Below are 15,982 nucleotides of genomic sequence, written 5' to 3'. Positions count from 1 at the left end.
ATGCTCCTTTACTTCGCTAACTGCCCTTTAGAGTATTCATGAATAAATGTAGTTAAACGTTTTAATGTATCTGGATTTACTTCTGGGAATACACCGTGACCTAGGTTAAAGATATAACCCGGCTGTTTCATCCCTTGATCTAAAATACCTTTTACATGTTCTTCAAGAACAGACCATGGTGCAAGTAAGAATGAAGGGTCCATATTACCTTGTACCGCCTTATGAACGCCCCGTGCACGTGCTTCTTCAATCGGTAAGCGCCAATCTAAGCCGACTACATCAAGCGGTAAGTCGTGCCACTCATTCACTAAGTGTGCAGCTCCTACGCCGTGCATAATCATTGGAACACCCATCTTACGAACTTCTGCAAAAATACGCTCCATTGCTGGTTTAATAAATACGCGATAATTCGCTACATTTACTGTTCCAACCCAAGAATCGAAAATTTGAACTGCTTTTGCTCCTGCGTTAATTTGCGCTTTTAAATATGTAATAACCATATCTGCTAGTTTATCCATTAAAGCGAACCAAGCTTTCGGCTCTGCATACATGAACGCTTTCGTATTATGGTAGTTACGAGATGGTCCGCCTTCAATCATATAGCTCGCTAATGTAAATGGAGCTCCTGAAAAACCGATTAACGGTACGTCTAACATTTCTGTCGTTAATAAACGAATTGTATCTAGTATGTACGGTACGTCATCTTCTGGATTGATTTCCCCTAGTTTTTCTACGTCTTGTAAAGAACGGATTGGGTTATCGATAACTGGGCCAATACCTGATTTAATTTCTACATCCACACCAATTGCAGGTAGTGGTGACATAATATCTTTATAAAGAATTGCTGCGTCTACGTTATATTGATCAACTGGCAATTTTGTAACGTAAGCACATAACTCTGGATTGTGTGTAATTTCAAATAAAGAATACTTTTCTTTAATCTTTCTATATTCCGGCTGTGAACGACCTGCTTGACGCATATACCATGCTGGTACATAATCGGTACGTTCCCCCCTACATGCTTTTAAAAATGTCTCATTTATAGTTCTTACCAAGACCCTTGCTCCCTTCCTTACCAATGCTTCGAATACGTTCGATATTTATCTTTTTTTACTATACAGCTTGTAAAAACAAAATGCATAATATTATGTACGTTGTTCATTAAATTGACACAAACATTCTTAAAAACGCTTACTATTTTCACAACATTCTTATTATAACACAGAGAAAAACTATGGTTTAGCTACTTTTGACTTTTCTCCTTCACGATTCGTTTGTGTATTATATGGTACAACGTAAAAGCTCGGTTTTGAAAATATGTTAACGAACTTTTCCTCATATTCCCCAGCACCATTTACAGTGCTAACATGCGTATGAATTCCGTTCTCCACTCTATAGATTCGGTACATAATTCTGTTATCTGGAAGTGGCGTCCAGCTTAATTTTGCTTTAAATAAACCGAAAGGGCTAAATGATAATTTCATTTTTACATCTTCAATTTTGCGCAGCCGAATCGGAGCGCCGATTGTTTCCACACCTTCAGGCTTCATAAACTTCTCTTTATGTTCTACATTAGACTTCGTTAAAATTTTCTTAAACAATTTTGTCGCAGATGCACTTTCTCCTTGCAACTGATGCTCCTTATCCGTACGGTCATAACCAATCCAAACAGCGCCTACTAAGTTCGGTGTATAACCAACGAACCACATATCTCTTGCTCCCTTATCGTCATTTGGCAATGAAGTTGTACCCGTTTTTCCAGCTAACGCACCGTTATATACACCAACTCTTGCTGTCCCTTCCTTCACAACTCCTTCTAGCATTTTCGTCATATACCATGCTGTCTGCTTCGAGAAGATTTTTGTCTCTACTTTTGGAGATTCCCCGATGACTGCACCGTGTCTGTTTAATACTTTATCAATAACGTGCGGCTCGATAATATTTCCATTTGCTAAAAATGAACGGTACATTTTTACAAGATCAAATGTTGAAACGCCATTTTTCAATCCGCCAAGCGCTGTACTTAAACCAGCATCTGCAATATGAACATTTCCTTTTTCTAAATATTGCTTTCCTTCTTCTACCCCTAACTCATTTAATAAAGAAACTGCCGGTACATTTGCCGACTCTAAAATCGCATCATACATCGTCATTTCTTTTGAATACTCATGATTATAATTTCGAGGTTCATACCCTTCAAAAGAATTTCTTTCATTCGTTAATAAAGAATACGGATTATACTTTTTCGTTTCTAGTGCTGGTGCATAAACGATAAGTGGTTTTAAAACAGATCCAGGCTGCCTTTTGGCAAAAACACGATTAAATCCTCTCGGGACGTACTTTCTTCCCCCAATCGCCGCTTTAATCCCTCCCGTACGATTATCCATTAATAAGAAAGCACCTTGCGCCCCCTCTTCTTTCCCAGGGAAATTCCTTGCATCTTGAAACTGGTTATATGCTACCTTTTGAATCTTTTCATCCATAGGTACGACAAACGTATATCCTCCGCGAAGTACTTCTTGATGAGACAACCCGTATAAACGAGCGGCTTCATCTATGACCATATCAATATACGGCATATATGCAAGCTCATTCTCATCTGAATTTTTATATAGAGCAATTGTCTTCCCTTGATAACGAACGCTTTCTTCTGCAGTCAAATAGCCTTGTTTATGCATAAGTGACAACACTAGATCACGGCGTTCCTTACTCTTCTCTGCAGAATAGTACGGTGAATATCCGTTTGGTGACTTCGGAAGGCCTGCAAGCATTGCCCCTTCCTCTACTGTTAAATCCTCAACATTTTTATTAAAATACAACTTTGCTGCCGCTTGAATGCCGTAAGCCCCATGACCAAAATAAATATGATTCATATACATTTCAAGAATTTGTTGCTTCGTATATTTTTGCTCTAATTGAAGAGAAATTGCGACTTCCTTCAATTTGCGCGTAAATGTTTTTTCACGAGTTAAAAAGACGTTTTTAGCGAGTTGCTGCGTAATGGTACTACCGCCCTCTACCTTTTCTCTAGCTAACGTATCTTTATAAAGAGCACGGAATATAGACGGATAATCAATCCCTTGATGCTCATAAAAACGAGAATCTTCCACCGCAACAAACGCCTGCTGCACATACTTCGGAATTTGCTCGATCGGTACGAGGTCTCTATTTTCTACGTATAATTTCGTAATTTCTTTCCCTTTCTGGTCAACGATACGTGATGAAGAGTGGAAAACGAGCTGCTTTTCATCCATCATATAGCCACCAGCTAACACGATAAGTTTATAGATTACAATCGCTACTACGAACGTTGCGACGCCGCCTAATAAAGTCCACTTTACTTTCTTCATACATCGTCCTTCTTTCCAAATGATGGTACATTTATTATTTGAAAAAGAAGTATCTTTATGTATATAATCTTCGAAGTTTTTTAAGAGAGTTGATATAATAGAAACAAACTATTAAGGGGGCATTAAAATGAAGGCTATTATTTCATACGAAACACCTCTAGAACAAGCACATTTCACTGCAAAAAATGATGAAAAAAATATGTTTTATAAAGAAAATACAGAAGAATCTGTAGAAGGCTCACTTAAGTATGACGTACTAGATGCTGTCGGTGAATTTAAAGGACAACCTGGCTATATCGTTTGTAACAACATTTCTGTCACAGACGAAGGTCGCCCAGTATTTGAAAACCGCTTTAAAAACCGCGCAGGCCTTATTGAAAACGAACCAGGATTCCAAGCAATCCGTGTTCTACGTCCATTAAGTAACGATACATACGTCATCTTAACGATGTGGGAAACAGAGCAAAACTTTAAAGACTGGACAGAATCACGTTCATTCGAAAACGCTCATAAGAAACGCCCTGTACAAGCAGAAGGACAAGCTCCAGCGCATCCACATGCGGAACAGCAAAAGAGTATTTTCTCTCGTCCATCTTTTGTGACTACTTTTGATGTGTTAGTTTAATTAAAACATAATACAACACTAACAGTACGTGAAATTATATCAACGATTTTCCGAATATATCTATCACATCTTGAAATATATCAACGATTCGACTAAAGATATCAATTTAATGACAAAAAGGAAACACCATTACACACCGGTGTTTCCTTTTTCTTTGTACCAATTATATATACGAAGTGAATCTTTTTTTCTCATATGCTTTACTTCATAACCGCGCCCAGCTACCGCTACAAGAGTTGTACATAATTCATCTTTTCTTTGAAAATACGATTGATTATAACCTACTGCTTGAACATGTCTTCTTCGCATTATTCCTGTATATTTCGAAAAATTACGATATACAACCGTTAGTTGATTTTCTCTTAATTCATAACCGCCACTTTTATATCTAGCATACGCAAGTAACGAAAACACGATAAATAACGGTAAAATAACAAACAACGCAATATATTGTTTAAAATATATACTCACGCTGGCAATTAGAACTGTGAGTATGATACTTATTAACCAGCCCATAATGAAATAACGACGCAACGCTGTTTTTGGTAAGTGAACGATCTCCGCTTCGATTTCATATGGTAACTCTAAATATGTGATCAGGTGCTGTACATCTTTTTTCTTCATAAATGGATGCAACATTACTTCGTTACTTGCTGCTCCAATACTTTGAATTGCTTCCACTTCAACAGCACAATAGCCAAACGGCTGGCGAAGCATACCTTCTTTTACAGTAATCGCTTGAATGCGGTGCAATTTTAAGACAAACTCTTTCTTTTCAAATAATCCTTGAACGATACGAATCTCTTCCCCTTTTCGCTCAATTTTAAAGTTTGCATATTTCAACACATATCCAGCCGTGGAAATAATCCACGAAATTGCCATTAAAATTAATGCAATTACAATTAGTTTATAAACACCGTTTCCCATCACATACGCTTCTACTTTACTTGTGAATCCTTCAGGAAGAACAAAATCAAACTTTGTGTAAAGAAGTACCAGTCCAGAGAACACTAGTCCGAACCGACCAGATGTAATCGCTGCGGCTAAAACCTCTTTCGCTGTTAACTGATAAACCGTCTTGCTTTCTTCCTCTTCTATTTCTTCTTTTACAGTAGTTTCTTTCTTATGTAATAAAGAAATTAAATGTTTTGCCTCGTCTTCTTTAATACCAGCCAACATCACTTCTGGTTCATTACCACCACCGGCTACTTCTATATTTAACTTCATAAGTCCGAGCATTTGATAAATGATGTTAGAAGACGTACTAATATTTTGTACACGCTCTTTATTTAAATAGCTTTCCTTCTTTACAAAAACACCGTGCTTTATATGTAAAATATTATTCTCAATCCAGTACACTTTAAAATACCATTTAATTGCTGAAAAAATAGCCATGATGAATAAAACAACCAGAAGAAAAAGATAAAATAAATACCAAGGTTCCACTTGTTCATCAGGTTTAAATAAAACAAGAATAATAAGTGGCAACAAACTCGCAATCCTAATACCTAACAATATCGTAATCGGATGTTGCCTCTTATACATCCTTATCACTCACTTTCGCAAGTTCTCCAATTTGTCTTTTCAGCTGTTCTGCTTCTTCTTTCGTTAAACCTGGAATACTATGAGAAGTTGCGGCTGTTGAAATATGTAATTCTGCTAAATTATACTTTCTCATGATCGGCCCTTGCTCAATCGTTACGTGCTGCACACGGATCATCGGAATAAGTACGCGTTTTACAACAAACATTCCCTTTTGAATCTCAATCTCTTCTTCATTTAATCTGTAACTATAATAGCGTTGACGTAAATTTGGAAACACAAAATAATCAAGGGGAATAAATGTAATAGCTCCTGTTACTAATAGTCCGAACAACCAGCCCCACCAGTTAAAGTTACTCATAAAAAAGAAATACGCAATTACGACTGTTAGTATAACTACCGCCCCAATTAAAGCGTGCATCCTCCACACTTTCAGCATATTAGAATGAATCTCCCTTTCTAACGGCTGCATCTCATCACTCCAATTCTATGAATTTATTACTTATATATTATCAAAAAATAAGGTTTTATATACATTTTTGTAAATTTATAGTCAAATAAAAATAGTTGAATCAAAAGCATATTAAAGAAACACATACCTCAGTTTTGAAAATTATGTATTATAAATATGAATTATATTGAACTAAAATAAACCTTACATGATTCATGCAAGGTTTATCGTTTTATACACAATATATTTCATTATTGTTGAGATATACTAGCATCGCTTTCAATTCGCTTTTCTTTTTGGCTTAGTTTTTTATCTTTAGATTTTTTTAATGTTAAAGTCATGCCAATAAAAATAAAAAGAATTCCTGTTATTTGCATTAAAGTTGGACGGAATCCAGTAAGTACAGTATCTAATAATATTGCCACTGCCGGATCTAAAAAAACTAATATTGAGATTGTTTTTGTAGATAAATAGCGTAAACTATCAAAAAACAGATAATATACTATCCCTGTGTGAATAAAACCAGTAGCTATAATATATGTCCAATTACTTTGAGTGAGGCCACTAAAAGCATCTAAATCTATAAATGGTATTAAAAGAAATATCCCCAAGAATGTTTGTAAAAATGTCATTGCATACGCACTCATTTTGTTAATCCCTTTACCAAATAAAGTTGTAAATGCATAAAAGAGAGCCGCAAGAAATCCCCATATCATACCTGAAGACATTAATGAGCCGACAGAGAAGCTTCCATCAATACCAGCAATTAATAAAGCTCCTGCAAAACACACAATTATTGAAATGATAGATATGAATGTTAATTTTTCTTTAAAGACGATACTTCCAATTAACAGTACAATTACTGGTGCAAGATGATAAACTGAGATAGCAATGGTAACTGACATATTTTCAAAGGCTTTAAATAAGAAAACCCAATTAAATACTAAGAAAAAACCACATATTAAAACTTGAATAACTTCTTTTCGTTCCCATTTATCTTGTTTATATTGCCCTGTAAGCAACCAGCATACACTTAAAAATATTGTCGCAAAAATACACCTTACAAACACTAATTCAAACGAAGGTAAGTTTGTTTGAACAGAAAAAAATCCAACTGATCCAAAGATAACCATTGATGCTATCATCTTTAAGGCCGGTACCGTTTTCTCTTGCTTAAAACTCTTTTGAAGCAAATTAATCCCCCTCCAATAAAAACTCGGTTTATAGTGAGAAAAACACCAGCCTAAAAAAAGGACAGGTGCTTTTCCTCAAAAACACTCAATTATAAATTTTTCCCAGCAGTCCAACCACCATCAATTACAAAATTAGAACCAGTAATAAAGCGGGCCTGATCAGAAATCAAGTACTCAATACATGAAACAATATCCTGCGGCAACCCCCAAGTATCTAAAGATTGATTACTTTTTATCATAGACATCAAGGCTTTATTACTAAAGTATTCTTCTGTAAGTTCGGTTCTAATAACACCGGGAGAAATGCTATTTACCCTTATATTTTGCTTCCCAAATTCCATAGCCATCTGTTTAGTCAATCCGATTAAAGCATGCTTTGATGCAACATAAGCAGCTCGCTCTGGTTCAGCCATTAATCCAGAAACCGATGCTATATTCACAATACAACCTTTTATTTTCGATTCACACCATCGCTTAGCTACTTCCCTAGAAAGGATAAATGGGGCTACTAAATTTACATCAATTACTTTTTTAAACATATCATCGGATAAATGTAAAACAGGTGTTATCTCTCGAATACCAGCTGCATTTATTAATATATCAGGAGAAAGCTTTTCTAAATCTAATTGAGTAAAAAGATTATGAATCGCTTCGCTATTACTTAAATCAATTTGCACTACTTTCAAAGGCATATCTGTTTTCATATAATCTATTAAATTATTATTATGAATATCAAGCGCTATTACATAAAATGATTTTTCTAAAAAGTATTTTATACAAGCATGACCTATACCGCTATTGGCTCCAGAAATCATAATTATTTTATTCTCTCTCATTTTGTCTCCTTATAAGAAAATGTTACTAATAAAATATCACGAAAAGCCTCCGTACTACATTCTGTTCCAAGTGGCGTTACGGCATGGAAGACCTTTTGTCCAAATACTAAAGTTTCTAAAGGCTCCTTCAAACTTATAAACTGATTAATTTCTCGAGGAGAATTAGCTATTAAATTATCTCCACCAATAGCTGTATTACTTAAATTCATAAGGTGTAAAAATACTACTGGTTCATCATCTTTATGTAACCAAATAGGTGAACTAAAAGATGGTCTTTCTTTAGTAGCTTTATATCTTACTTGATGTAAACCTATAATTAAGTCTTTACTTGTATCTATTATATTTGTTTTAAATGCAAATTCAGTATCGAAACGCACGATATTCTGAATTAAAGGATTGCATAAAAAGCTATCATTTATGCTATTGAACTGTCTAACTTTCCCGCCATCGTCATAGTTATATTCTTTAGATTGGAAGTAATCATTACTATTATCTAAAATATAATCTGGTGAATCAACATACTTTATATACCTTGAATAAGATCTAGCACGGCATTCACCGTACGCATCATCTTCCAAATTATAATAATCTAACTGTGCTTGTGTTAATAAACGATGATTCTCTTCCTCTTGTAAAAAGATTTCATTTGAGATTTCAAGGAATCCTTTAGATTCAAATTCATGTACCTTTTCTTCTATGCTAAACCCATTCATTTTACTAAGAACAAACGTCATTATCAAAACCTCCACACTATTGTATTTTTCTATCTCACCCTATGTTAGAAATGCAATAAGTAACCGAGATTCTTGCTTAATAAAATTGAAAATTATGATATTCAATTAATACACCAAATGAAATATATGTAATTCATTAAAATTATTTATTAAGCAATATTATATATCCTTTTGGTTATTTTTTCTAATTATCTGAAGATTTATCAACATTAGTCTTAATATTCGAAATTAAAGAAATGGATTTTTCAGAAAGATAAAACTGCGCGTATCGCAATTATTTATGTATATAACTTTTTTAAAAATTATATTTTAAATATAGCTAGTTTTTTATAAATTTTTTGATATAATTACATACGGGAAAAGGGAAGAATTTTGTCTTCCCTTGTGTTTTTATTTGCATCTAGTACTTTTGCTAGATGCTTTTTTTTATGCTAAAAAAGGTATCCTCAAATACTTTGAGGATACCTTTTCACCTTTATTATCTCTGCTGTTTTCTACCTAATACGAGTAACCCAAAACTCATCATTACAAGAAGTGCTCCCATATATGGTTCCACAGGCATTTTCTGCCCTGTCTTCGGTAATTCTTTTTCAGGTTTCTCTGGATTCGGTGTCCCTGGCTTTTCTGGATCTGGTGTTCCAGGTTTTTCTGGATCTGGTGTTCCAGGTTTTTCTGGATTCGGTGTTCCAGGTTTCTCCGGATCCGGTGTTCCAGGCTTTTCTGGATCTGGTGTTCCAGGTTTTTCTGGATCTGGTGTTCCAGGCTTTTCTGGATCTGGTGTTTCTGGACCTGGTGGTGCTAAATGATTCAATTTGTTTAATACTTCTAATTGAACTGCATTTATCATTCCATTTGTAATTTCAAATGGAATTGGATTAGTTAATTTTTCATATCCCTTTGGTGCTTCTACTTCTACTAGTGTGTAGTTACCTACAGATAGATCTGTGATTTTTGCCTTGCCATCTTTATCTGTTGTTACTTTCACTACTACTTTTCCCTTTTCATCATGAACTTCAAACACAGCTCCTGATAAGACTTCCTTGCTTTCAGCGGCCATTTTTGTAATCTCCACTGAACCTTTGTCTAACTGTTCGTTCTCTACTTTCAATGATAAGACTTTTGTCATACCTTTTGTAATTTCGAATGATACTGGTTCCGTTAACTTTTTGTAACCTGGTAAGCTCTTCGTCTCTACTAATTTGTATTTTCCTACTGATAGATCTGAAACGTTTGCTTTTCCTTCTTTATCCGTCGTTACTTTCACAACTACTTTGCCTTTTGAGTCACGTACTTCAAATACAACATTTTCTAATGGTGCTTTACTGTCTTTATCTATTTTTGTGATTTCTACATTCCCCGTATCTACCATTTCATTTTCTACAGTGAACGCTAAAGATTTTGTCATACCTTTTGTAATTTCAAATGGTACAGGCTTTTCTAATTTTTTGTAGCCTGGTAAACTCTCTACTTCTACTAGCTTGTACTTTCCTACTGATAAATCTGAAACTGTTGCTTTTCCAGCTTTATCTGTCGTTAATTTCGTTACTACCTTGCCTTTGTCGTCTTGTACTTCAAAGACTACACCTGCTAACGGTGCCTTATTATCTTTATCTATTTTTGTAATTTCTACATTTGCCGTATCTACCATTTCATTTTCTATTTTTAATGATAGAACTTCTGTCATACCTTTTGTAATTTCAAACGATACTGGTTCTGTTAATTGTTTGTAACCTGGTAAGCTTTCTTTCTCTACTAATTTGTACTTTCCTACAGATAAGTCTGAGATTTTTGCTTTACCATTTTTATCTGTTTGTACTTCTGTTACTACTTTTCCTTTGTCGTCTTGTACTTCGAAGACTACGCCTTCTAATACTTTTTGACTATCTTTATCTACTTTTGTGATTTCTACTGAACCTTTGTCTAACTGTTCATTCTCTACTTTTAATGATAAGACTTCTGTCATACCCTTTTTAATTTCGAATGATACTGGCTCTGTTAGCTTTTTGTAGCCTGGTAAGCTTTCTTTCTCTACTAATTTGTACTTTCCTACAGATAAGTCTGAGATTTTTGCTTTACCATTTTTATCTGTTTTTACTTCTGTTACTACTTTTCCTTTGTCGTCTTGTACTTCGAAGACTACGCCTTCTAATACTTTTTGACTATCTTTATCTACTTTTGTAATTTCTACTGAGCCTTTATCTACTAATTCATTCTCTACTTTTAGTGATAAAACTTCTGTCATACCTTTTTTGATTTCGAATGATACTGGTTTCACTAGTTTTTTATATCCTGGTAAGCTTTCTACCTCTACTAGCTTATATTTTCCTACTGGTAAATCTGAAATTGTTGCTTGTCCTTCTTTATCTGTCGTTACTTTTGTTACTACTTTGCCTTTTTCATCTTGCACTTCGAATGTTACGCCCGCTAATACTGCGCCACTTTCTTTGTCCACTTTTGTAATCTCTACTGAACCTTTATCTAACTGTTCGTTCTCTACTTTCAATGATAAAACTTTCGTCATACCTTTTTTGATCTCGAATGATACTGGTTCTGTTAATTGTTTGTAGCCTGGTAAGCTTTCTTTCTCTACTAATTTGTACTTTCCTACAGATAAGTCTGAGATTTTTGCTTTACCATTTTTATCTGTTTGTACTTCTGTTACTACTTTGCCTTGCTCATCTTGTACTTCGAAGACTACGCCTTCTAATACTTTTTGACTATCTTTATCTACTTTTGTAATTTCTACTGAACCTTTGTCTAACTGTTCATTCTCTACTTTTAATGATAAGACTTCTATCATACCCTTTTTAATTTCGAATGATACTGGCTCTGTTAGCTTTTTGTAGCCTGGTAAGCTTTCTACTTCTACTAGTTTGTAATTCCCTACAGATAGATCTGAAATTTTCGCTTTTCCTTCTTTATCTGTTGTTACTTTTGTTACTACTTTGCCTTGCTCATCTTGCACTTCGAATGTTACGCCTTTTAATAACGCGCCACTTTCTTTGTCCACTTTTGTAATTTCTACTGAACCTTTATCTACTAGCTCATTCTCTACTTTTAGTGATAAAACTTCTGTCATACCTTTTTTGATTTCGAATGATACTGGTTTCACTAGTTTTTTATATCCTGGTAAGCTTTCTACCTCTACTAGCTTATATTTTCCTACTGGTAAATCTGAAATTGTTGCTTGTCCTTCTTTATCTGTCGTTACTTTTGTTACTACTTTTCCTTTTTCATCTTGCACTTCGAATGTTACGCCCGCTAATACTGCGCCACTTTCTTTGTCCACTTTTGTAATTTCTACTGAACCTTTATCTAACTGTTCGTTCTCTACTTTCAATGATAAGACTTTTGTCATACCTTTTTTAATTTCGAATGATACTGGTTCCGTTAACTTTTTGTAACCTGGTAAGCTTTCTTTCTCTACTAATTTGTACTTTCCTACAGATAAGTCTGAGATTTTTGCTTTACCATTTTTATCTGTTTGTACTTCTGTTACTACTTTTCCTTTGTCGTCTTGTACTTCGAAGACTACGCCTTCTAATACTTTTTGACTATCTTTATCTACTTTTGTTACTTCCACATTTCCCTTGTCTAACATTTCGTTTTCTACTGTTAAAGCAAGAGATTTTGTCATACCTTTTTCAATTTGGAAAGTAATCGGATCTACTAATTGTTTATATCCTTTTGGTGCTTTTACTTCTACTAACTTGTATGTGCCGACTGATAAATTAGTAACTTGTGCTTGTCCTTTTTTATCTGTCGTTATTTTAGCGACTACTTGTCCTGCTTCATCTTGAATTTCAAAGACTGCATCAGCTAAAGCATCTTTATTTTCTTTATCTACTTTTGTAATTTCTACATTTCCTGTATCCACTAATTCATTTTCTACAGTCAATTGTAATGCTGTTACTCTACCCTTTTCAATTTCGAATGAAATTGGCTTTTCTAGTGGTTTGTATCCTGCCGGTGTTTCTACTTCTACCAACTCATACTTTCCAATAGATAAATCTGAAACGTTTGCTTTTCCTTCTTTATCCGTTTTTACTTTCGCAACTACTTTTCCTTTTGAATCACGTACTTCAAATACAACATTTTCTAATGGAGCTTTACTATCTTTATCTATTTTTGTTATCTCTACATTCCCTGTATCCACCATTTCATTTTCTACTTTTAATGATAGAACCTCAGTCATGCCTTTTTTAATTTCAAATGATACTGGTTTTTCTAACTTTTTATAACCTGGTAAACTTTCTACCTCTACTAATTCATACTTTCCTACAGGTAAATCTGAAACATTTGCTTTTCCTTCTTTATCTGTCGTTACTTTCGTAACTTCCTTACCCTTTTCATCTTGTACGATGAATGTTACTCCCGCTAACGGTGCTTTATTATCTTTATCTATCTTTGTTATCTCTATATTTCCCGTATCTACCATTTCATTTTCTATTTTTAATGATAAGATCTCGGTCATACCTTTTGTAATTTCAAACGATACTGGCTCTGTTAATTTCTTATAGCCTGGTAAACTTTCTTTCTCTACTAATTTGTACTTTCCTACTGATAGATCTGAGATTTTTGCTTTACCATCTTTATCTGTTTTTACTTCCTTTACTACTGTTCCAGCTTCATCTTGCACTTCAAAGACTACGCCTTTTAATGCTTTTTTGCTGTCTTTATCTATTTTTGTAATTTCTACTGAACCTTTATCTAACTGTTCATTTTCTACTTTCAACGATAGGACTGTTGTCATACCTTTTGTAATTTCGAATGATACTGAATCTGTTAGCTTTTTGTAGCCTGGTAAACTTTTCGTCTCTACTAATTTGTACTTCCCTACTGATAAATCAGAGATTTTTGCTTTACCATCTTTATCTGTTTTTACTTCTGTTACTACTTTGCCTTGCTCATCTTGCACTTCGAAGACTACGCCTTCTAATACTTTTTGACTATCTTTATCTATTTTTGTAATTTCTACTGAGCCTTTGTCTAACTGCTCATTTTCTACTTTTATTGCTAAAGCTTTTGTCATACCTTTTTTATTTCAAATGGTACTGGTTCTGTTAGCTTTTTATAACCTGGTAAACTTTTCGTCTCTACTAATTTGTACTTTCCTACTGATAAATCTGAAACGTTTGCTTTTCCTTCTTTATCTGTTACTACTTTTCTTACTACTTCATCTTTCTCATCTTGGACTTCAAATTCGACACCCGCTAATACTGCTCCGTTTTCTTTGTCCAATTTTGTAATTTCTATATTACCTTTGTCTACCATTGCATTTTCCACTTGTATTGGGAATATGCCGTCCCCTGTTACATTTACTTCGAACTCTGTTTCTTTTAATTGGTAGCCTTCAGGCGCTTTCGTTTCTTTTAAAATATATTTCCCTGGTGCTAACGGTTTAGAGATTGCCTTACCATCTTTATCTGTAACAATATGTTCGACTACTACACCGTCTTTTACTATATCAAACTCTGCATTTGCTAATGGTTTTTCACCATTTTCCGAATCAATTTTTTTTACTTCAATTTGACCCTTTTGCATAGTATTTTTAATTTCAATTGTTTTTGTTTCTCCAGCTTGAAGTGTAACCTCTACTGGTTCTTTTAATTTTTGATATCCTTCTGGTGCTACTGTTTCATAAACTTTATACGTCCCAGGAGCTAAAGTTTGAGGTACTGAAAAACCTTTTTCGTCCGTTTTCAGTTTTGCAACAACTTCATTTGCACTATTTCGAACTTCAAATTCGGCACCTTTTAACCCTTTGTTCGGATTCTCAGAATCTATTTTATGAATCGATACTGTACCGTCTTTTGGAGCTTCAGGCGGCGTAATAGTTACTTCTTTTGATGTTAATGTTTTATCATCAAAATGTAATTCCGCTTTATTAGGAATCTTCTTATCTACGTAAGAAGATAAGTCTGCATTATTTTTAATTTTCGCCTTGATACTAAGATTGATTCTCTGGTCTTCATATGACTTATAGTCAAAATTCTCACCAAACGTAAATGTTACTTCACTTCTTTGTTTATCTATATTTAACGTTCCTTTAGAAGTAATATCTTGGCCATTTTGATCATACACTTTTGCCTCTAATACTTCTAAAACATCTTCTAAATCATCACTAATTACCATAGATGTGTATTTAGGAGGATCGTTCGGTATGTGTGTACCAACTTGGTATTGAATCACTTGATCCATTTTTGTTAACTGCTCATTCTCTACAAGCTTGCCATTCTCATCAACTATATTTTTTTCAATGCTAGGTGGATTATTGTCACCTGAACCGGATCCTCCCCCACCACTTACAAATACTTGTCCTACTTTTTCTTCAGTTTTAATATTTTTACCTTCTAATTTCACAGTATTTTTATGAGGCTTCGCAGCAGGATTTGTAACCTTTGTTTTATATCTTAAAATATAGCCTTTTGAACTGTCTGGAAACTCAATTGTAAATCCAGCCTTTGTTGCATTAATTTTAATGTTAGATAAATCTGCTGGCTTAATATTTGTTGGTGCATAACCATCTTCAAATACAGCCTCTTCTAATACTACGCTGTCTGTAATTAACTCATGCCCAGGTCCTAATGTATCTGTTAATTTAAGATCTTGCATTTCTGTTCCAGTTGCATTTACATATACAAGCCAATCAGCAATCGAAGGATCTTCTTGATTATAAGAACCCCATTTCAATAGATTATCTGTATTGGGCTGCGGCTTCGGTCTCTCTGTCGTATTACTTACATTTACTTCTTTATTGACGATTTGACCATCAACGTTAAATTCTAATGGAATTTCTTTAACACCATCATATGCTTCTAGACCAAAGTAGAATTCTACGAATAAAGAACCTTTAATGTTATTCTTTCCTTCTACGTAATCACCCATAGTACACGTTAATAGACCCTTTTTCATCTCACATGTACCAACTGTTTTTCCTTCAGCATCTTTTAAAGGAAAACTCATATTCATAAGGTCTTTTCGAAACTCTTTTGGCATATCAATTGTGAATTGATCTCCACTTTTTATTTTTTCTTTAGCTGACCACTTCACTTCTACTTTCATACCATCTGAGGCTTGATACGGTTCAGATGTCGTGCCATCAGTACGGGAAATATTAATTTCGTCCACTGGACTTTTCATCACAGCAGCTTGAATAACTGGAGCCCACACATTCAGCACTGAAAATAATACTAGAAAAACTAATGAAACCATTGAAATATGCCTTTTAGTACTTTTCATTTGCATAGT

The 15,982-nt window shown here is 34.3% G+C and carries 10 protein-coding genes; 1 reads left to right on the top strand and 9 read right to left on the bottom strand.

Features of this window, described 5'->3' with window-relative positions:
• Nucleotides 1-8 precede the first annotated feature (8 nt).
• Together hemE and MHH55_RS21820 are read right to left on the bottom strand one after the other, a co-directional pair.
• Nucleotides 9-1,055 carry a uroporphyrinogen decarboxylase gene (gene hemE, locus MHH55_RS21825; protein WP_078186688.1) on the bottom strand — a complete coding sequence of 349 codons (1,047 nt, stop codon included), beginning with the start codon at nt 1,053-1,055 and terminating at the stop codon, nt 9-11.
• Between the two features lie 177 nt (nt 1,056-1,232).
• Nucleotides 1,233-3,350, bottom strand: a complete 2,118-nt coding sequence (locus MHH55_RS21820; RefSeq protein WP_078186687.1) for a transglycosylase domain-containing protein — start codon at nt 3,348-3,350, stop codon at nt 1,233-1,235.
• 127 nt (nt 3,351-3,477) lie between these two features.
• On the opposite strand from MHH55_RS21820, the gene hmoB reads away from it, so the two are divergent.
• A complete protein-coding gene (hmoB, locus tag MHH55_RS21815) occupies nt 3,478-3,975 on the top strand; it encodes a heme-degrading monooxygenase HmoB (RefSeq protein WP_078186686.1) in 498 nt (165 codons plus the stop codon).
• A gap of 129 nt (nt 3,976-4,104) precedes the next feature.
• Here the strand turns inward: hmoB and MHH55_RS21810 are convergent, their stop codons facing one another.
• From MHH55_RS21810 to MHH55_RS36430, 7 genes are all read right to left on the bottom strand, one after another.
• Nucleotides 4,105-5,520, bottom strand: coding sequence for a PH domain-containing protein (locus tag MHH55_RS21810; RefSeq protein WP_000278131.1), 1,416 nt, complete (start codon nt 5,518-5,520; stop codon nt 4,105-4,107).
• Nucleotides 5,513-5,989, bottom strand: coding sequence for a PH domain-containing protein (locus MHH55_RS21805; protein WP_075677640.1), 477 nt, complete (start codon nt 5,987-5,989; stop codon nt 5,513-5,515). Before MHH55_RS21805 ends, MHH55_RS21810 begins: the two co-directional genes overlap by 8 nt.
• Nucleotides 5,990-6,219: 230 nt before the next feature.
• The gene (locus MHH55_RS21800) at nt 6,220-7,161 is read right to left on the bottom strand and encodes a DMT family transporter (protein WP_000939625.1); all 942 of its coding nucleotides are present in this window, start codon (nt 7,159-7,161) and stop codon (nt 6,220-6,222) included.
• Nucleotides 7,162-7,250: 89 nt separating this feature from the next.
• A complete protein-coding gene (locus MHH55_RS21795; protein WP_001208947.1) occupies nt 7,251-7,997 on the bottom strand; it encodes an SDR family NAD(P)-dependent oxidoreductase in 747 nt (248 codons plus the stop codon).
• Nucleotides 7,994-8,731: a 2OG-Fe dioxygenase family protein gene (locus MHH55_RS21790; RefSeq protein ID WP_000144813.1), complete on the bottom strand. Its 738-nt coding sequence runs from the start codon at nt 8,729-8,731 to the stop codon at nt 7,994-7,996. The genes MHH55_RS21795 and MHH55_RS21790 overlap by 4 nt, the downstream gene beginning before the upstream one ends.
• Nucleotides 8,732-9,209: 478 nt before the next feature.
• Nucleotides 9,210-13,763, bottom strand: a complete 4,554-nt coding sequence (locus MHH55_RS21785) for a SpaA isopeptide-forming pilin-related protein (protein ID WP_445661836.1) — start codon at nt 13,761-13,763, stop codon at nt 9,210-9,212.
• Nucleotides 13,760-15,979, bottom strand: coding sequence for a SpaA isopeptide-forming pilin-related protein (locus MHH55_RS36430; protein ID WP_445661835.1), 2,220 nt, complete (start codon nt 15,977-15,979; stop codon nt 13,760-13,762). The genes MHH55_RS21785 and MHH55_RS36430 overlap by 4 nt, the downstream gene beginning before the upstream one ends.
• Nucleotides 15,980-15,982 lie beyond the last annotated feature (3 nt).

The organism is Bacillus sp. FSL K6-2944 (genome assembly GCF_038005385.1).
In the GTDB taxonomy this organism is placed as follows: Bacteria; Bacillota; Bacilli; order Bacillales; family Bacillaceae_G; genus Bacillus_A; species Bacillus_A cereus.
This window is presented reverse-complemented; position numbering and strand designations above follow the sequence as displayed.